General features: G+C 54.9%; 14 protein-coding genes. 10 read left to right on the top strand and 4 right to left on the bottom strand.

Translation table 11 applies throughout. The features are described 5' to 3' along the window. Window positions 1-15 precede the first annotated feature (15 nt). From MUN86_RS01515 to MUN86_RS01505, 3 genes are all read right to left on the bottom strand, one after another. On the bottom strand, window positions 16-981 hold the full coding sequence (locus MUN86_RS01515) for a toxin-antitoxin system YwqK family antitoxin (RefSeq protein WP_245120932.1): 966 nt from the start codon (window positions 979-981) through the stop codon (window positions 16-18). Between the two features lie 204 nt (window positions 982-1,185). Continuing rightward, complete coding sequence (gene htpG, locus MUN86_RS01510; RefSeq protein ID WP_245120930.1) at window positions 1,186-3,030, bottom strand: molecular chaperone HtpG; 1,845 nt, start codon at window positions 3,028-3,030, stop codon at window positions 1,186-1,188. 230 nt (window positions 3,031-3,260) lie between these two features. Beyond that, window positions 3,261-3,617: a hypothetical protein gene (locus MUN86_RS01505; RefSeq protein WP_245120927.1), complete on the bottom strand. Its 357-nt coding sequence runs from the start codon at window positions 3,615-3,617 to the stop codon at window positions 3,261-3,263. A 711-nt stretch (window positions 3,618-4,328) separates the two neighbouring features. On the opposite strand from MUN86_RS01505, the gene MUN86_RS01500 reads away from it, so the two are divergent. From MUN86_RS01500 to MUN86_RS01460, 10 genes are all read left to right on the top strand, one after another. Next, the gene (locus MUN86_RS01500) at window positions 4,329-4,670 is read left to right on the top strand and encodes a hypothetical protein (RefSeq protein WP_245120925.1); all 342 of its coding nucleotides are present in this window, start codon (window positions 4,329-4,331) and stop codon (window positions 4,668-4,670) included. Between the two features lie 153 nt (window positions 4,671-4,823). Then, window positions 4,824-7,214, top strand: a complete 2,391-nt coding sequence (locus MUN86_RS01495) for a TonB-dependent receptor (protein WP_245120923.1) — start codon at window positions 4,824-4,826, stop codon at window positions 7,212-7,214. 25 nt (window positions 7,215-7,239) lie between these two features. Then, window positions 7,240-8,439, top strand: a complete 1,200-nt coding sequence (locus MUN86_RS01490) for an NHL repeat-containing protein (protein WP_245120921.1) — start codon at window positions 7,240-7,242, stop codon at window positions 8,437-8,439. 81 nt (window positions 8,440-8,520) lie between these two features. Next, window positions 8,521-9,087 carry a hypothetical protein gene (locus MUN86_RS01485; protein WP_245120919.1) on the top strand — a complete coding sequence of 189 codons (567 nt, stop codon included), beginning with the start codon at window positions 8,521-8,523 and terminating at the stop codon, window positions 9,085-9,087. Window positions 9,088-9,266: 179 nt separating this feature from the next. Further along, on the top strand, window positions 9,267-11,384 hold the full coding sequence (locus MUN86_RS01480) for a TonB-dependent receptor (RefSeq protein WP_280640574.1): 2,118 nt from the start codon (window positions 9,267-9,269) through the stop codon (window positions 11,382-11,384). Continuing rightward, window positions 11,294-11,728: a TonB-dependent receptor gene (locus MUN86_RS31030; RefSeq protein ID WP_280640573.1), complete on the top strand. Its 435-nt coding sequence runs from the start codon at window positions 11,294-11,296 to the stop codon at window positions 11,726-11,728. Before MUN86_RS01480 ends, MUN86_RS31030 begins: the two co-directional genes overlap by 91 nt. Before the next feature lie 107 nt (window positions 11,729-11,835). Further along, window positions 11,836-14,292: a TonB-dependent receptor gene (locus MUN86_RS01475; protein ID WP_245120917.1), complete on the top strand. Its 2,457-nt coding sequence runs from the start codon at window positions 11,836-11,838 to the stop codon at window positions 14,290-14,292. A gap of 221 nt (window positions 14,293-14,513) precedes the next feature. After that, window positions 14,514-16,382: a delta-60 repeat domain-containing protein gene (locus MUN86_RS01470; RefSeq protein ID WP_245120915.1), complete on the top strand. Its 1,869-nt coding sequence runs from the start codon at window positions 14,514-14,516 to the stop codon at window positions 16,380-16,382. Next, window positions 16,301-16,987: a T9SS type A sorting domain-containing protein gene (locus MUN86_RS01465; RefSeq protein WP_375379456.1), complete on the top strand. Its 687-nt coding sequence runs from the start codon at window positions 16,301-16,303 to the stop codon at window positions 16,985-16,987. The genes MUN86_RS01470 and MUN86_RS01465 overlap by 82 nt, the downstream gene beginning before the upstream one ends. Before the next feature lie 92 nt (window positions 16,988-17,079). Continuing rightward, window positions 17,080-18,030 carry a cation diffusion facilitator family transporter gene (locus tag MUN86_RS01460; RefSeq protein WP_245120911.1) on the top strand — a complete coding sequence of 317 codons (951 nt, stop codon included), beginning with the start codon at window positions 17,080-17,082 and terminating at the stop codon, window positions 18,028-18,030. Between the two features lie 217 nt (window positions 18,031-18,247). Here MUN86_RS01460 and MUN86_RS01455 read toward each other — a convergent pair whose 3' ends face one another. Beyond that, window positions 18,248-18,484 carry a hypothetical protein gene (locus tag MUN86_RS01455; protein ID WP_245120909.1) on the bottom strand — a complete coding sequence of 79 codons (237 nt, stop codon included), beginning with the start codon at window positions 18,482-18,484 and terminating at the stop codon, window positions 18,248-18,250. Between the last annotated feature and the right edge of the window lie 166 nt (window positions 18,485-18,650).

The following is an 18,650-nucleotide window of genomic DNA, read 5'->3' as shown; positions in this document are numbered from 1 at the left end:
ACTCAATGAGTCCCTCTAATTATTGCGGCGGTTGGTATTGCCCGGTCGGTCGGTCACGGCCGCACGATTGTCGAACTTGTCTTTTTCGTAAACAAGCACGCCATTGCGGTTATACTCCTTAATAAGAATGGGCTCTGTCACTTCAGGATCGTAGCCCGATTCGCCGTACTGATACACGAACCGGCGGCGGTCCTTGGTGTTGCGAAAACCCCAGTAGTTTGTCCACTCCCCTACTCGCTTCCCATTCTCGAAGCTACCATCCCAGTCGCGCTTGCCGTATTGATTGAAACGGACATAATCACCCTCCAACTTGCCATTCACATAGGGTACCACCTCCTGCACTTGTTTATGCTCGGTGTCATAGTATGTAACATTGGCGTCGCGCGGAAAACCCATTTCGAAGTGGGTTTTCGACACTAGCACGTTGTCACGGGTAAATTTCTCCCAGCGCAGGTGTTTGGTGCCCACCGCAAAGAAGCCAGTTTCAATCACCTTGCCGCCTTGTAGCTTCTTATAAGGACCATGTAAAACCTTATCAGTAGCGGCATTCAGCTCGGAGTTGGCTCGAAAGATTTTCCGTTTGCGCGGGTTGAAATAATAGACTGTAGTAGAATAAGCGCTCGGTTGCTTAAACGTCTTGAGGTAATGGAAAATCTCTACTACTTGATTCTTGCCTTTCGGTCCTGATTTGGTATATCCCTTCTTGATCCGCTCGCCAAGGAAGATGTTTTTCTTCTTTTTGGTTTTGCGCAGCTCGGCTCTTTCTTTGTCTTTCGCGGCTTTCTCTTGCGCCTTCGTAAGCGCCGCCACCTTCTTCGGATCTAATGAAGGAGCTTTAGTGGTATCGCCGGAGGTAGTGAGTGTGTCAGCAAGGGCTACAGTAGATACCTCCGTACGGCTATTGAATGAGACCGTCTTCGGAGAGCAGGCTCCCAAGCCACTCAACAGCAATAGTGAAATGTACAGGTAAGACAGGCGCATTGGAGCAAGTACAAACAGTTTTCGCAGCATCAAACGCAAAGATATAGGGATTTGGTGCCCAGCTACAGGCGTTTGCTCTTAGCTTGTAGCTGAATGTATTTTGCTCGCCAACAGCTAGCAGTCAGAGCGCTATCAATAACAAACCCCGACAACTCAGAGCTGCCGGGGTTTTATACCATCTTAAACTTCTACTGCTTTTTTAAACTACTCAGCAGCCAATAAATCAGCGCTACGCTTCACAAACGCAGTTAGCGCTTCTCCTTTCAGCATGTTCTGTGCGAGCAAAGCTAAGTCAAAAGCTTGGCGAGCCAACTTCTGGCCTGCTTCGCCTTCCGCTTTCAGCACGCGTTGGGCTACGGGGTGGTTGGCATTCACGCTCACGGTGTAGCTGTCGGGCAGGCTGCCGAACATCTGCATTCCGCCACCACCGCCGGTGCGTTGCATATCCTTCATGCGGCGCATAAACTCGGGCAGCGTTATAATAACCGGCGCATCTTGTGGCGAGAGAGAGGCCACTTGCACTTGCATATGCTCGTTGTTGATTGCTGTTTTGAATGCTTCTTGCAGCTTAGTTTTCTCGTCGTCGCTGAGCACGCTTTCGGTCTGCTCGTCTTTCTCGATGAGTTTGCTAATGGTGTCGGCATCCACGCGTTTAAACGAAGTCTTCTCTAACTTCTGCTCTAGCTGACCGATGAAATGCGGGTCCAGTACCGTTTCCAGCTTCAGCACGTCGTAGCCACGGTCTTGGGCGGCTTGCACGAAGCCGTGCTGCGCCTCCGCGTCGGTGGTGTAGAGCACGACGGTCTGGTCGTTCTTGTCTTTCTGGTTGGCTTGCACGAACTCTTGGTACTCGGAGAGCGTGAAGTATTTACCGGCCACGTTTTGTACCAGTGCAAAATCCTTGGCTTTCTCGTAGAATTTCTCGTCCGACAGCATGCCGTATTTCACGAACAGCCCGATGTCCGACCACTTCTCCTCGAAGCCTGTGCGGTCTTTGCGATATAATTCGGCAAGCTTGTCGGCTACCTTCTTGGTGATGTAGCTATTGATTTTGCGAACATTGCTGTCAGCCTGCAAGAAGCTACGCGACACGTTCAGTGGAATGTCTGGCGAGTCGATAACGCCATGCAGCAACATCAGGAACTCGGGTACCACGTCCTTCACTTCGTCGGTGATGAACACCTGGCGCGAGTAAAGCTGAATCTTGTTGCGCTGTAACTGCAGTTCATCCTTCACTTTCGGGAAATAAAGAATACCCGTCAGGTTGAAAGGATAATCGACGTTGAGGTGAATCCAGAATAGCGGCGGCTCCGAGAAGGGATACAGTTCCTGATAGAACTTGGTATAATCTTCGTCAGTGAGGTCGGCGGGCTGCTTGGTCCAGATGGGAGCTGTTTGGTTGATTACCTGGCCTTCAAATTCGATTTCAATGGGCAGGAATTTGCAGTACTTGGTTAGGATGCCGCGCAAACGGGCTTCCTCCAAGAATTCATCGGAATCTTCGGCTACGTGCAGTACCACGTCGGTGCCGCGCTCTGCCTTGGCGTGCTCGCCGGTTGGCTCGTCGAGCGTGAACTCTGTGCTGCCGTCGCAAACCCAGTGTGCCGTTAGCGTATCGTCTTTGTACGATTTCGACCAGATTTCAACTTCATTGGCAACCATGAAAGCCGAGTAGAAACCAAGACCGAACTGCCCAATAATCTGGTCTTTGGCAGCGGCATCCTTCTCCTTGTACTTCTCCACAAACTCGGTAGCCCCGGAGAAAGCAATCTGGTTGATGTACTTCTTAATCTCTTCGGCTGTCATGCCTAGGCCGCGGTCCGATACCGTGATTTTGCGCGCTTCTTTGTCAACGGTTACGCGCACCTTTAGCTCACCTAGCTCGCCCTTAAACTCGCCGAGTTGCCCCAAGCTTTTCAGCTTCTGCGTGGCATCTACGGCATTGCTGACCAATTCCCGCAGGAAGATTTCGTGGTCCGAGTAAAGAAACTTCTTGATGATGGGAAAAATATTCTCGGTATGAATCGAGATACTGCCTTTCTCTTGCATGGCACGTTGGCTGTAAGGGTTATACTATAGAATCCGGACGATATGCCAGCACCACCAGGGAACTGACTCGTTGGCCGCTCGTTTCAAAACCTATTCCACCCCGCTACAATTGCCAAAATGGCAGCGCTGTATACTTACCTCACCACCAACCACTATTCTGTATACAGCTCTTGCTCGTTTGCCACCGCATGCCCGTTACAGCTAGTATCTAGGACTAGTGGCCAGTAAGCCTAATAAATTACCTGCGACCCTGACTGGTCCCAGAACGCTTGTGCAGCATCCCATTCTAGCTCCATATCATGCATCAGCTTAGGAGAACCAGTTAGCCAGTCGAGAGCAGAAAGTGTATCGGAAAAGAACTGAATGTTGGCCTTTACATACCGTTGGCCATCACTAATAGCACTCTCGATTATCAGCTGATTATGGACATCACCAGGTAAAACCAGCGCAAGGTGACGCAAACCCAGATGTTCGGCGCACGGCAGCCACAAATCACTGAACCAGGCCTGCTCGTCGGGACCTATTGGGGGCAAACTTGCCGAATCAATCAACCAACGGTTAGCTCCTTGCTGCAAAGAGTAGATCATCAGCTCACCGAAAGCCAATTGAAATCTGGATAACGACATAGGACCATACCACGCCCAGCGTAACAGACGCAACTTAGGATAGAATTGGATACAAAGAGAATCGAGTATACGGATCATAAGCAGCTAGTAGCCGCTTATATAATTGCTACTAGTTGCTACGAAATTAATGTCACTACAGAGGTTAATATAACTTTTTCGGTGTTATTGAATTTTTCAACGACGAACAACACTTCTAAAGCGCTGAACATTTAAGCTGCATGCATACAGTCCGCGTCCTTCAAGCTAAACCGTAAAAGCAGGGCCCGATGATGGTTAATTTTAGTAGTAAGCTCAACAGCACATTCAGACTTGATAACCCGAAAGACAGTAGCCGGCTGCCGATAGCTGAAGCGCCCTGCCCTGTAAAAGAACGCTCCCTTAGTGGCCATTCCTTTCATACAAACAGCGTTTCGCTGTGACTTGTCGGACGCTTGGATGTTGGCCGTAAGGCAGAGGCAACGTGGCGAAGTAAACGAGCAGCAAAAGTTTTCATGGCAGAACAAGCAAGTGAAATTTTACTTCACAAAGGTCGACTGCACTTATTGCCAGCATGTTGCCAAGTAATTATGCTTTCATTACGCGGGTATCAGTTTTCTCAATTGTTTTTGATTGGCACTGAATCAAGTTTGAATTTACCGTGTACCTTTGCTTCTCTTCGACACATTGTTGCATATGCAAACTCCTCGATCTCGGCTGGCTTTGGTGCTGCTGCTCTGCTTTACGCGGGTGCTGTTGCCAGAGGCTTGGATTCTGAATTTGCACGCGCACCGGCACACCACCGAAGAGCCAACGCAGGCACCAGGTGACCTGAAAGGCAAGACGGTATTGAGTGCCAAGCACCAGCACTGCGACGTCGACCACTTTTACCACGTGCCTTTCCAGCCGGCTCCGCCGCTGGAATTGCCGCTGCTTTTTGCAGCGTACGCACCAACCATTTCCGAGTCTAGCACTTCGGTATGGTTATCCACTACACGGGCCACTGCCGACCTGCGCGGCCCCCCGTACCGGTGCTAAACCTTTAGAGCCCGCTTGTAACGCTTCTGTGCCTTTCCGTGAGAAGGCCAAGCCTGTATTCCCTATTTCGTATGGAATACCCCCTCTCATGCTCGTAACAGCTGGGAGGATACAGCGGCCGGTTTAGTATTCACCGGTACTCCTTCTTTTTTTATGTCTTTCCGATTTCCGGGCGCACCGGAGGTGGGACGGCGGGCTTTTTGGCTGCTCTTCTTATGGAGTGTAGCCCACCTAAGCCGTGCCCAAACGCCCACGGAGTGTGCCCTGTCGCTGAGCGGGCGCGTGGCCGATCATGAGTCGCGAGCGGACCTGCCGGGGGCTACTGTGGTGGTGCTCGAAACGCAGCAAGCCACGCAGACCGATGCGGCGGGCAACTTCCATTTTCATCTTTGCGCGGGGCTTTACCACGTGCAGGTTACGTTTCTGGGCTACCAAGCCGAGACGGCGGGGCTGCGCTTGGAGCGGGCCGTGGTACGCAACTTCCAATTGCACTCCAACGCCGTAGCGCTGCGTGGTGCTACTATACGCGGCGAGCGGGTCACCACGCCTACCCAGCCCACGGCCACGCTCAGCGGCCAGGCGCTGCAGCAAACTCGCGGGCAGGCTTTAGGCGAAGCTTTACAGAAGATTTCAGGGGTGACGGCCATTCAAACCGGGCCCAGCATCTTCAAGCCCATGATTCATGGCTTGCATTCCAACCGCGTGACCATTCTCAACAACGGGGTACGACAGGAAGGGCAGCAGTGGGGCCAAGAACACGGCCCGGAAATCGACCCGTTCATTGCTTCACGCCTGACAGTGGTCAAGGGCGCGGCCAGTGTGCGCTACGGCTCCGACGCTATTGGGGGCGTGGTCTTGGTCGAGCCCAAGCCCCTGCGCGATTCGGTGGGTGTAGGGGGTGAGCTGAACTTGGTAGGTATGAGCAACAACGGCTTGGGAGCGGCCTCGGGCACGGTGGAAGGCAATCTGCGCCAACTGCCAGCTTTGAGTTGGCGAGTACAAGGCACGGCCAAACGGGCCGGCACTATGCGCGCGCCGGGCTACTACCTCAAGAACTCGGGCTTTCAGGAATACGACTTTTTCGCGGCGACCTGTTGGCGCAAAGAAACCTACGGACTCGAAGCTTTTTACAGCCAGTACAACACCCAAATCGGCATTTTGCCGGCGGCACACGTCGGGAGCCCTACGGATTTGCAGTTGGCCATAGCTCGCAACCGGCCCCTGGAAACGTCTGGTTTCAGCTACGACATCAGCCGGGCCTATCAGCAGGTGCGGCACGATGTGGCCAAGCTCACGGGCTTCGTGCAAACCGGAGCCGCCGGCAGGTTGACGGCTACGGTGGCACAGCAAACCGATTTCCGGGACGAGTACGACAAGTATCGGCCGCGCAACAACAACTTGGCGGCGCTCAACAAGCCAGAGCTCAGCTACACCAACCGCACTAGCACCACCGAACTGCTCTGGGAGCATAGGCGCTGGCACAACCTAACGGGTAGCGTGGGGGTGGCGGGCACCTACCAGTTCAACCACTACGCCAACGGCAGTCGGCAGTTTATTCCGTTCTACACCAACACGGCCGTTGGGGCTTTCTGGATTGAAAAATGGCAGCGCAATAAGTGGCTGGTGGAAGCGGGTTTACGCCTTGACCGTCGCGACTTACGAGTGAAACGCGGCGACCGGGATACGACGGGGGCCTACTTCGTGGAACGCACCCGCTTCCAATTCACGACGCCCGCCGCCTCCTTAGGCGCTACCTTCGACCCGACGGCACATCTCACCCTGAACTTGGCTTCGGGCCTCACGCGCCGGGCCCCGGCCGCCAACGAGCGGTACAGCGACGGGGTGCACAACGCGCAGTATGAGTTAGGCTACGATCTGGTGCCGGGCAACGGGGCCTTGGTGCCGGAAATGGCCCTCAACGTCGGGCTGACGGCCACTTGGCACGACAACCCGCGTCTGAACGGCGAAATCACGGTGTATCAGACGAGCATAACCGACTTCATTTACCAAGTCCCAATTCTGCCGCCGGTTATTACCATCCGGGGCACGCTCATTAGTTGGGTGTATCAGCAAACCGATGCCACTTTCCGGGGCGTGGATGTGGCCGGCACGTATCAGTTAGCGCCACGCTGGCTGTTGGGGGCGAAAGGCTCCCTGGTACGGGCCCGTGATACGCGCCAGGATCAGTGGCAGATTTTTATGCCCGCCGACCGGGCCGAGACGTCGGTGCGCTACGATTTTGCCGACCGCCCGGCAGTTCGCCTCCGTCACAGCTATGTTCAGCTCGGAGGCTACGCTGTTGCGCGCCAGACCCGCGTGCCCGACAACTATGCCGAGCGAGACTACAAAACACCGCCAGCCGGCTATGCCCTGCTCGGGCTTGAAACTGGCACCACCGTGCAGTGGGGCCACATGCCCCTGGAAATAAGTATGGCGAGTTCCAACCTGCTCAACCAGCGCTACCGCGACTATCTCAACCGGTACCGCTACTTCACCGACGAAACGGGGCGCAACGTGACCCTGCGCCTCGGTCTCAAATTCTAGGCTTTCCTCTTCGACAAGCATCCTCATGAAATCTAAATTTCTCTACCCTTTCGTGGCCGTTCTGGCCGCTGGCATCCTCTCTTCCTGCGACAAAAACGACGAGCAGCCCGATGAACCGAAAGTGGAAAGCAGCTTTGCTAGGCTACTTATCACCGACAAAACCAGCAATGCTGTAACCCTGCTGAACCCGGCGAAAAAAGAGCAAACAACTTTCCAATCAACTCACGGTGGCAGCGCGGTGTATGCTACCCCGACGGGCCGTTGGGCGGCGGTAGTAAGCACGGCCAACAACATGGTCGAGTTCTTTGACACCGGCATTGAAGCCCACGACGACCATGTGCACGTGAAGGGTACTCCGAAGTGGGGCCTCACCAAATCGACGGCTCCAACGCCTAGCCACGTGTATGCCTCGCACAATAAGGTGAGCATTTTCAATGACGGCAACGCTTCCATCAGCTATGTAGAAGAAGGCCAATTGCACACCGCGCCGGCCCCGAGCACCATTGTGACGGGCGCGGCGCATCACGGCGCCATGATCTTGTTCGACAACGGCAGCTACGCCGTGACCCACAAAAACAACACCGTGGCTGGTTCGCTGCCCGAGCAAGTGAAGATTGTGAACACGCAAGGCGCCGTAGTGGCTGCACCGAGCGTGGCCACGCAAGGCATTCACGGCGACGCCGGCGACGGGCAGCAAGCTGTGTTTGGCTCATCGAGCGGCCTTTTGGTAGTGAAGCAAACCGGAGAGCAGCGTTTGATTCCGTACCCGGCCAACGCGGGTTCCAATTGGCTATCGACCATCTACTACGCTCCGAAAGCCCGCACTTTCTATGGCTCGCGCGCTGGCTACGGCGTTTTCCGCATCGACCTGACGGCTAATACCATTACGCAGGTGGGTACGGCCACCGATTTTGTGCGCGTGGCCCTCGACCAAGAAGGAGAAAACCTTTTGATACTCGATGGTACCGGTACGCTGACTGTGTATGACGCGGCAACAGGAGCCCGGAAAGCCAGCCGCTCGCTTAGCGGTCTGCTCGATACCAAAACAGCTACCCCCTACCTGGCTGCCAGCCGCCGCTACGTGTACGTGACCAACGCGCCGCAAGGCAAGGTGCACATGCTCGACAAAGGCACTCTAGCCGATCAAGAAACCTTCGCGGTACCCGGTGAACCACTGCGCTTAGTTTTTGTGGGCGCCGATGCCAGTTCCGAAGACGGCGACTAAAGGCCGATACACCACAGCCAGCATCTACTCCAATCCTTGAAGACAACCATCCAAACCATTTTTCATTTCATTTTCCAACGTATGCACACTCCTTTCACAAACTCGTTGTTCCGCGCTACGCTCCTGGCTTTTGTAGCAGCAGCCCCCCTATTCAGCGCTTGCAACGACGATAACGACGACCCAACCCCTGACGATGACAACGAGCAAATCACGACGGTAACATACAAGCTGACGCCCACCAATGGCGGTGCGCCCGTTTCGGTAACCTATAAGGACGCCGATGGCGACGGGGGCACGGCCCCCGTGATTGGCTCCCTGACCTTGGCCGCCAACACCACATATACCGGCGAGCTCACCTTGCTGGATGAAACCAAAAACCCCGCGGTGAACACCTCGGCCGAGATTCTGGAGGAAGCCGATAAGCACCTTTTTGTCTTCGAGCCTGCTCCCGCCAACTTAATGACGGTGACGCGCACCGACAAAGACAAAAACAACCTGGAAATAGGCCTGCAAACTCGCCTAGTGACGACCACAGCCGCTACAGGCACGCTTAAAATCACGCTGCGTCACCAGCCCGGCACCAAAAACGGCACCTCCGCCCCCGGCGACACGGACGTGGAAGTGACTTTCCCGACTACGGTTCGATAAGCTTAGTTACTAAGCAAAATATAGCGGGGCTGGCTGCAAACGGCTCCGCGCCATCTTCTCCTGGTTTGGTTTTGGAGAAACGAAGGGAAAGCTCCGGCCGTTGGTTGGAGCCTTCCTTATTTTAACGAGTGCATCCTATTGCCTCATTTCCCGTTCATTTCAGCTCCTTACCTTGCTGTATGTTTCGTTATTCTTTGCTTTCTGCCGGTCTGCTACTAGGGACCGGGAGTGCTATAGCCCAAACAGCCACTCCCACCCGACCGGCCCGAATAGCCCCAGCAGCTATTCCGCCCACCACGGGCCGCGTAACTGATGCCTCTTCTGGGGAAGCCCTACCGGGTGCTACCATCTATTTTCCTGACCTCAAGCGTGCCACTGCTACCACCGCCGATGGCAGCTTTCAATTGGCTGCGCTGCCCAAAGGCCGGTTCCTGATGCAGGTACGCTTTGTGGGGTACACCACCGTGGTACGCACCGTGGATACGGGTACTGGCCAGCCGCTCAGCATAGCGCTGGCTCCCGCTGCCACCGAAATTGGGCAGGTGGTCGTAACCGGTGTATCGGCCAGCACGGAATTGCGCCGCTCGCCGGTACCGACAAGCGTGGTGGACCAGACACGGCTGCGCCAAACCGCTGCTACGAATGCCGTGGATGCCATTGCGCACACGCCGGGCCTAAGCCAGATTACCACTGGTGCGGCCATCAGCAAGCCGGTTATCCGGGGGCTAGGCTCTAACCGGCTGGTAACGCTCAACAACGGCGCCAAGCAAGAAGGTCAGCAGTGGGGCGACGAGCACGGCATCGAAATCGACGAGTACAGCGTTGATAGGGTGGAAATTATCAAGGGGCCAGGCAGTTTGCTGTACGGCTCCGATGCGTTGGCCGGGGTTATCAACTTTCTCCCGCCCGAACCGGTAGATGAAGGGCGCATCTTGGGCTCGGTGGCTGCTAACTACCAAACCAATAACTACCTGCAAGGCTACTCGCTGATGAATGCCGGCAACTTGCACGGGCTCAACTGGATGGTTCGGGGCACGGGTAAGCTAGCCGGTAACTACCGCAACCGCTACGACGGGCGCGTGTACAACTCCGGGTTTCGGGAGTTGGACGGCAGCGGCTACGTGGGCGTCAACAAAAGCTGGGGGTATTCGCACCTCACCTTCAATTCCTTTAACCAGCAGCTTGGCTTGGTGGAAGGTGACCGGGACTCGGTATCGGGGCGGTTTCTGAAGCAGGTGGCTATCGGCGGCGACCCCGACAACATTGTGGGCGTACCCGTAACAGACGCGGACCTAAAAGGCTATGGCCTTGATGTGCCGCGCCAGCGTATCAACCACCTGCGTATCGGTACCGACAACAGCTTTATTCTGGGGCAAAGCCGCCTGACGCTAAACGTGGGCTGGCAGCAGAACCTGCGACGGGAATTCGGTAATCCGGCCGACGGAGAAGAGAACTCGCTGTTCTTCCAGCTGCATACCATCGACTACGCTGTGCGCTACTTCCTACCCGAAAAGAACGGCTGGCAAACAACAGTAGGCGTGAGCGGGATGCGGCAGGAAAACCAGAACAAGGGAATAGAGTTCCTGATTCCGGCTTACCAACTGACGGATGGCGGCGTGTTTGGCCTCACCAAAAAAACCTTCGGTAAGCTGGATGTGAGTGGTGGCCTGCGCTACGACCTGCGCCGCATCACGGCTGACCGGCTGCTACTCGATGAAGACGAGCGGCCTGCTACCAGCGGCGAAGAAAAGTTTCCAGGCTTCCAGACCACCTTCCGCAACGTGAGCGGTAGTGTGGGCGGGGCGTTCAGCGCCACCGATAAGCTGGTGGTGAAAGCGAATATGGCGCGGGGTTTCCGGGCACCGAACATTGCCGAGCTTGGCTCGAACGGCCAGCACGAGGGCACCATTCGCTACGAGATTGGCGAGCCTGGCCTCAAAGCCGAAACCAGCTTTCAGGTGGACGGCGGCATCAGTTACACCTCCGACCACGTAGGTCTTTCTATTGACGCTTTCCGCAACGGCATCAGCAACTACATCTTTCCCGCGAAGCTGCTTAATGCCAGCGGCAGCACCGACTCCGTAGCCACCACCGGCGACCCAGTATTTCGTTATGGGCAAGGCAACGCTCGCCTCGCCGGCGGCGAAGTAACCCTCGACCTTCACCCCCACCCCTCGATTGGCTGCACTTCGAAAACTCGTTTTCCATGGTGCGCGCTATTCAGTTCGATCAGCCAGCGGGGCAAAAGTATCTGCCCTTTATTCCGGCCGACCGGCTGCAGTCGGAATTGCGGGTGAACTTCCGCAAGGTGGGTACTACGCGGCTGCACAACTTGTATGCCCGCGGGGGTGTGGAGCACACCTTCGCGCAAAACCGGGTTTTCTCGGCTTTCGAGACCGAAACGTCTACGCCAGGCTACACGCTCGTGAATGTCGGCCTGGGGTCTGACGTGACAGACGGCAAAGACAAAACGTTGTTCTCGGTGTATCTGACGGCTAACAACTTGTTTGATGTGGGCTATCAGAGCCACCTAAGCCGGCTGAAGTATGCGGCCTACAACCCAAGCAACGGCCGCACGGGCGTCTACAACCAAGGTCGCAACGTGAGTGTACGGGTGGTAGTACCTTTGGCCTTTAAGTAATATTTAACTATTTGATAAGGATTTTCGCAATGCCTACTAGTCGAGCTAGTAGGCATTTGCTTTTATATTTAGCGCTTACTCGCTCCGATACTCTACCACACTTTTCTATGTCTCGAACTTTACTCACGCTGAGCGTATGGCTCGGCGCGGCTGGTGCTTTTGCGCAAACTGGTCCCACGCTTACTGGCCGCATACTCGACCAAAGCACGCAACAACCTATTCCGGGCGCTACCGTGTTGCTGCCCGACTTGCAACAGGCCGCCGTCACGGCGCCGGATGGCACTTTCCAGCTAACCAACTTGCCGCCGAAAGGCCGTTTTCTACTAGAAATTCGCAGCCTCGGATATCGGACTACCACCCGCTCGGTTGATACGGAAGCGAATGCCCCCGTGGAAGTTTCGTTGGGCACTGCCGCCACCGAACTAGGCCAAGTGGTGGTTACGGGAGTGTCTGGCTCCACGGAAGCGCGCCGGTCGCCGCTGCCAACAGCCGTGGTAGAACGCCGCTACCTGAATACCCAAGCGGCCACTAACGCCGTGGACGCGCTGGCTCGTATACCGGGCGTAACGCAGCTCACAGCGGGTCCGGCTATCAGCAAAGCAGTTATCCGGGGGCTGACGGGTAGCCGCGTGATTCAGCTCAACAATGGGGCCCGGCAAGAAGGCCAAAAGTGGGACGACCTACAAGGTGTGGAAACCGACGAGTACTCGGTGGGCCGGGCTGAGATTGTGAAGGGCCCGAGCAGTTTGCTTTACGGCTCCGACGGCCTAGGCGGCGTAGTGAACTTCCTGACGCCACCACCAGTAGCTGTTGGCCGCACGGTAGGGTCAGTAACAACGAATTATCAATCCAACAATCACTTAATCGGGACTTCGCTCACGTACGGCGGCAACCGGGCCAGCGGCTTCAACTGGATGTCGCGCCTCTCAGGCAAAGTAGCGGGCAATTATGATAACCGCTACGATGGCAAGGTGCTCAATTCTGGCTACCGCGAGGTAAACGTGAATGGCTACGTGGGCGTCAATAAAAGCTGGGGCTATTCGCACCTCACCGTCACTACTTTCAATCAGCAGCTTGGCATAATAGAAGGCGTGCGCGACCAGCGTACGGGGCAATTCTTGACCCGGTTATCCGGCGAAGGTGCGTCGCTGGTACGGGGCGTAGCTACCGACGCCGATTTGCGCGGCTACGACAACATTGCGGCTCCTAGCCAACTGGTTGAGCACCACCGCATCGGACTCGACAACAGCTTTGTACTTGGCAATGGGGGCCGGTTGGCCGTGAATGTAGGCTGGCAGCTAAACCAGCGTCGCGAGTTCGAGGAAAGCGAAGAAGGCAAACCCGGCGAGTTTGAATTGGAGGAATCAGCCTTGTATTTCCACCTGCGCACTCTCGACTATACTGTCCGCTACTACTTACCCGAAAAAAATGGCTGGAACACCACCTTGGGAATCAGTGGTATGCAGCAGCACAACACCAACTTAGGTGAGGAATTTTTGATTCCGGAGTACAGCTTGCTCGACGGAGGCCTCTACGCCGTTACGCGCAAAACCATCGGCAAGCTCGACGTCAGCGGTGGCTTGCGCCTCGACAGCCGCCACATCAACGGCGACGCGCTGTACCTCGACCGACAGCCTAAGCCCCGGCCAGCCGCCGCTGGTGCCAACACCGACCAAAAATTTGCTGGCTTCAGCAGTTCCTACGGCAACCTAGCCGGAAGTCTGGGAGCCGCCTTCAATCTGACAGAGCAATTGGTATTCAAAGCCAATATTGCCCGCGGCTTCCGGTCGCCGAACATTGCCGAGCTAGCCTCGAACGGTCGCCACGAAGGCACCACCCGCTACGAGCTAGGCGACAACACCTTAAAGGCGGAAACCAATTTGCAACTCGATGCGGGCGTGAGCTACGCTGGTTCGGTGGTGAGTGTTGGGCTTGATGCATTCCTGAACAATATCAACCACTACATTTTCGCCCGCCGCTTATCAAATCGGGCTGGCACTGCCGACTCCACCAACGCGGCGCAAGACCAGATTTTCAAGTACGTACAAACGGATGCGCGCCTCTACGGGGGCGAAGCCACCTTGGACGTACATCCGCTCAGCTGGCTGCACCTCGAAAACTCGTTTTCGTTGGTGCGCGCCGAGCAGCAAAACGCCCCGGCCGCCAACCAGCAGTATTTACCGTTCATTCCCGCCGACCGGTTACAATCGGTCCTCGTAGTCAATCTGCCGAAAGTGGGCGCGCGGCTAGGCACTTTCTATGCTCGGGCTGGGATAGAACACACCTTCAAGCAGAACCGGATTTTTTCAGCTTTCGACACCGAAACAGCAACGCCAAGCTACACACTAGTAAATGCTGGCCTCGGAGCTGATATACTAAGCCCCACGGGCGTAGCGCTGTTTTCGCTGTACCTCGCTGGAAATAACCTCTTTGACGTGGGATATCAGAGCCACTTGAGTCGCCTTAAATACACCGACTATAATGTGGCAAACGGGCGGCGCGGCGTGTTCAACCAAGGGCGTAATGTAAGTGTGCGGCTAGTAGTGCCGTTGAGTTTTAAATAGAATTGGCTGTCCAAAGAAGGTTGATGGATGAATACCGGATAGTATCTATCTTCGGTTTTCACCCATCAGCTTATATGTATTTTATATCATTATTCCATTGCAGAGCTTGTCGTATAGCTTGTTATGCACTATTGCTTTTAAATTTAATAACACCTACGCCTGGGCGTGCCCAACTACCTGATCCAGCTTTTCGCCCGAGCGAAATCTATCGGACGGGACAAGTGAAATCGTTAGCAGCCGATATGGCCAGCGGCGCCTGGGTACTAGGCTCATTTGAAACTGCCAATGGCTATGGCCTTACCGACCTTGTACATTATGCGGCCAATGGCCTACCAGACCCCTCATTTCAGTTACCCACACTCACTGCCGCAACCCGCACACGACTGCGTGGCATCAAGGCCTTGCCAGGTGGGCGCCTGCTGCTTCTCGGCGACGGTGATTTGGTGGTAGGCAACCGCACGGCGTTCAATATGCTGGTGCTACGGCCCAACGGCCGGCCTGATTCAACTTTCAACGTGCTAGCCTATTTTAGCGGAGGTCCTAATGAACAATTGCGCGTAGCTGTGGCTGCCCAACCTGATGGCAAGCTATTAGTGGGTGGAGCATTCAGCAATTTTGGGGGCAGCAACGTGGGCGGGCTAATTCGGCTACTGCCAAACGGTCAAATGGACCCTTCTTTCGTGCCACCGGGCAACCAACTTAACAGGGTACGTGCTATTGCTGTGCAACCCGATGGGCGAATTCTGGTGGGCGGCGACGGCTTATATATTAATGGGATAGCTACGCCCAGCGGCATCATTCGGCTACAAGCTAACGGCAACTTAGATGCCTCCTTTACTCCGCCCCCTAATCTAGAAGTGTGGGAGTTGGCATTACAGCCTGATGGACGAATATTAGTAGGTGGCGACGCCACTAACCAAGCAGCAATTGGCAACAGAGGCAGCATTGTGCGTCTGCTGGCTTCTGGCCTACCCGATTTGTCTTTCACTGCTATCAGCAGTCCGGGACGCGAATTGGTACCCTATCCCACTCAGTTTCCCGACCGGCTCAACAATCATTTCGCTCTGCAAGCCGATGGTAGCCTAGTGGTAGCTTTTCCGCCACCAGATGATGATCGTACCCAACCTTCTCTTGTAAGACGCTATTTGCCAACTGGCCAACCCAACGCGAGTTGGAGCCCCGGTCCGGGTCCCGATGGTGAAGTAAAGGCCCTGGTTTCCTTAGCCAGTGGAAACATTCTGCTAGGTGGGACTTTTGGGATGTACGCCAATCTGCCAGGCTGCTTAGCGGCAGTGCAAGGCTCAACCGGGCAATTGGTTGCTAGCTGGCGTCCTCGCCTCGGGTTACCCGGATCTGTAACGGCTCTGGCCCGACAACCCAATGGAAAGTTATTGATAGGCGGTAATTTTTCCACTGTCAACGATTGGGCAACGGCCAACGTGGCTCGGCTTTGGCCCAACGGCGACGTAGATACTACCTTCCGGGCACCAATAGGTGGCATAACTGGCGCAGGCACTGTTCAGCTACACACGTTAACTCTTAATGCTACCGGCCAAGTACTATTAGGCGGCGAATTCGCAACGATAGGTGGCCAGCCTCGCGCAGGTGTAGCCCGGCTACTCACTAACGGTGACTTAGACCCAACTTTTCAAGCCCCATTGCAAAATGCATCGGCTCGGTTGCCTAGTGTCCGAGCTATAGCCGTGCAACCCGACGGCAAAATGGTGCTAGGTGGTTCTTTTACTGCCACTATTGCTGGCTCTAGCTTACCGGCTCCTAGTGTGGTACGGGTGCTTTCTACGGGCGCCATAGATGCCGACTTTCTACCTGCTGTACCCTTCTCTGCTAATATTGGAAACTTACTGTTGCGGCCGGGTGGTGAGGTACTGGTATCTGGCAATATCTACTCCAGCCAATTAGAGCTAATGCGGCAGTTGCGTTCCGACGGTACACTTGATCCTGCCTTTCAAATTGTAATGGCCGATCCAGTATTGGCTGGCGCCGGGCTTTGCATAGTGCCGGAGGCGGGGGTGGGCTTTTATTGGGGGGCTCCTTCATTCGCTCTAACAATCAATTTGCGGCGAACGTAACGCGTTTATTCTCCAACGGCACTACTAACCCTAGCTTTGTTTCAGCCTTACCCAACCTAGTGAATACAGACCGAGGGCAGGTTAATGCAATAGTTCAGGAAGCAAGCGGACATGTGGTGGTAGGCGGACAGCTAGGCGGTGCTCGCACGCCTCCGTACATGCAACGGCTATTACCAAGCGGCCAAATAGATGCTTCTTACTTCAACGCTGCCATGCCAGGACCCGATAATGAAGTGTACGCCCTGCTTGGCTTACCCGATGGCCGAATACTAGCCGGCGGCAGCTTCCGAAACGTGGCTGGACAACAACTGATGGGGCTCGCTTGCCTGCTACCAAACACACCATTAGCCATAAAAACCGGAGTAACAGTTCCTTTTGAAATGTGGCCTAACCCGGTGCGGGGCGAAGCCCTACATCTGCGTTTTCCTGCCATTCAAGGTGCAGTTTCGGTGCAATTGCTGGATGCCTTAGGCCGGTCCGTGTTCGTTTTTCCGGTCGTGCAGTCTACAATAGCGTTGCCTACCACTACCCTACCTGCCGGATTATATATAGTACAGGTCAGCACAGCAACCGGAACTGCTACACGCCGCGTGGTAGTATACTAATCAACTAGGCCTGCTATTCTCAACTAGTTGTTGTTAGTTTAATTCAAACGCGTGAACAGAACCTGTTCTGCAAACGCATCGTTTCTTCGCATATGGCCCACGACCACCACGGACACGACCATCACTATCATCATGCGCCACCGGCTGAGTTTAGTCGGGCGTTTGGCTGGGGAATAACACTGAATCTGCTGTTTGTGGCGAGCGAAACGGCAGGGGGCCTATGGGCAAATTCATCGGCATTGCTGTCTGATGCGGGCCACAACCTGAGCGACGTACTGAGTCTGGCGTTGGCCTGGGGTGCTACGTGGCTAGCCAAGCGCCAGGCCACGGAGCGGTATACCTACGGCTACAAAGGCGCCACCATTCAAGCAGCCCTGCTCAATGCGGCCTTGCTGTATCTGGCCCTTGGCTTTATTCTTTGGGATACGCTGGACCACCTGCGTCATCCTACGCCCGTCAACGGCACTGTAGTAATGGCGCTGGCGGGCTTGGGCATCCTTGTCAACGGCTTTACGGCTTGGCTGTTCAGCAGTGGGCAGAAAGGCGACGTAAACGTGCGCGGCGCGTATCTGCACATGCTGACCGACATGCTGGTGTCGGTGGGGGTAGTGGTAGGTGGGGCACTGGTGTACTTCACCGGCTGGCAGTGGCTCGACCCGGCTATTAGCTTCGTGATTCTTGGTATAGTAGGGTATAGCTCCTGGGGCTTGCTGCGCGAAACTGTGCAGATGGCCCTGCAAGCCGCTCCCGAAAGTATTGATATAGCCGCAGTACGGCAGTTTCTGCTAACCCGCCCCGGCGTAGTAAGCGTCCACGATTTGCACGTTTGGCCACTCAGCACCCAGGACACGGCCCTAACAGCACACTTGGTTCGTCCGAATGGCGGCAACAGCAACCAGTTTCTGGGCGAGCTTCAGCACGACTTAATACACGAGTTCAACATCAGCCACTGCACTGTGCAGCTAGAAGACGTAGCACCGGCTATGGGTGCCCACGGCTGCTGCGACGAGCCCCAACTTCAGAAATCTAAACAGCGTGTTTAGCAGCAACTGGTAGCCCCTCGACTACTCACTGGCTGTAAAGCATTAGCTATTGAGCAATAAGCCCTTAATAGATATTTACAGAAAAGCACTGCGTCAATTGCATATCTAACTCTGGCTGTAATTCTGCGAAGTTTAGTTAGAGCTTCGCAAGCATGCTGATTTTGTTTATTCTACTACTCTGCTTGTTTGGTAGCTGGCGGCAGTTAACCGCCAGCTGCTACTGTATTACGTCCGTTGTGGCAGGGCAAGGCTCATGGCCGTGAATAGCTGTAATCTGGAGTCCTAGTAGATAGGGGCTACGAAATTGCTCGTAAAGGTCTGCGAATAGCTCGTTTAGCTCGGTGGTCTCCGTTGATAAGTGGTGGTTCACTTGTCGGGTTTCAATGATGCGCCCAAGCTCAACTTCTGCAATAGTAAGTTGGCAGCAGACCGTATACTGTGGCTCCTTTTTCATAGCGGTAGAAGGAAGGATGATGACGGTAACAGAATCACAAAACTAATATTATTGGCACTATATCCAAGCTCATTAGTATATATTATTGCTAATAAATCATGGTGAAGTGCTTTCTATCCCTATCCAGCTTTAAAGGCCGAACTATGGCCGAAGGTACATGGCCGAG

It is taken from the genome of Hymenobacter volaticus (assembly GCF_022921055.1).
GTDB lineage: Bacteria > Bacteroidota > Bacteroidia > Cytophagales > Hymenobacteraceae > Hymenobacter > Hymenobacter volaticus.
The sequence above is the reverse complement of the archived record's forward strand: the minus strand, read 5'-3'. Positions and strand labels throughout refer to the sequence as shown.

Bases quoted from the DNA above. Each gene is read 5' to 3' on its own strand.
- MUN86_RS01475 (WP_245120917.1), top strand. From the start codon at position 11,836: ATGTCTCGAACTTTACTCACGCTGAGCGTATGGCTCGGCGCGGCTGGT.
- MUN86_RS01455 (WP_245120909.1), bottom strand. From the start codon at position 18,484: ATGAAAAAGGAGCCACAGTATACGGTCTGCTGCCAACTTACTATTGCA.
- MUN86_RS01490 (WP_245120921.1), top strand. From the start codon at position 7,240: ATGAAATCTAAATTTCTCTACCCTTTCGTGGCCGTTCTGGCCGCTGGC.
- MUN86_RS01505 (WP_245120927.1), bottom strand. From the start codon at position 3,617: ATGATCTACTCTTTGCAGCAAGGAGCTAACCGTTGGTTGATTGATTCG.
- MUN86_RS01495 (WP_245120923.1), top strand. From the start codon at position 4,824: ATGTCTTTCCGATTTCCGGGCGCACCGGAGGTGGGACGGCGGGCTTTT.
- MUN86_RS01500 (WP_245120925.1), top strand. From the start codon at position 4,329: ATGCAAACTCCTCGATCTCGGCTGGCTTTGGTGCTGCTGCTCTGCTTT.
- MUN86_RS01480 (WP_280640574.1), top strand. From the start codon at position 9,267: ATGTTTCGTTATTCTTTGCTTTCTGCCGGTCTGCTACTAGGGACCGGG.
- MUN86_RS01515 (WP_245120932.1), bottom strand. From the start codon at position 981: ATGCGCCTGTCTTACCTGTACATTTCACTATTGCTGTTGAGTGGCTTG.
- MUN86_RS01460 (WP_245120911.1), top strand. From the start codon at position 17,080: ATGGCCCACGACCACCACGGACACGACCATCACTATCATCATGCGCCA.
- MUN86_RS01485 (WP_245120919.1), top strand. From the start codon at position 8,521: ATGCACACTCCTTTCACAAACTCGTTGTTCCGCGCTACGCTCCTGGCT.
- MUN86_RS31030 (WP_280640573.1), top strand. From the start codon at position 11,294: ATGGTGCGCGCTATTCAGTTCGATCAGCCAGCGGGGCAAAAGTATCTG.
- htpG (WP_245120930.1), bottom strand. From the start codon at position 3,030: ATGCAAGAGAAAGGCAGTATCTCGATTCATACCGAGAATATTTTTCCC.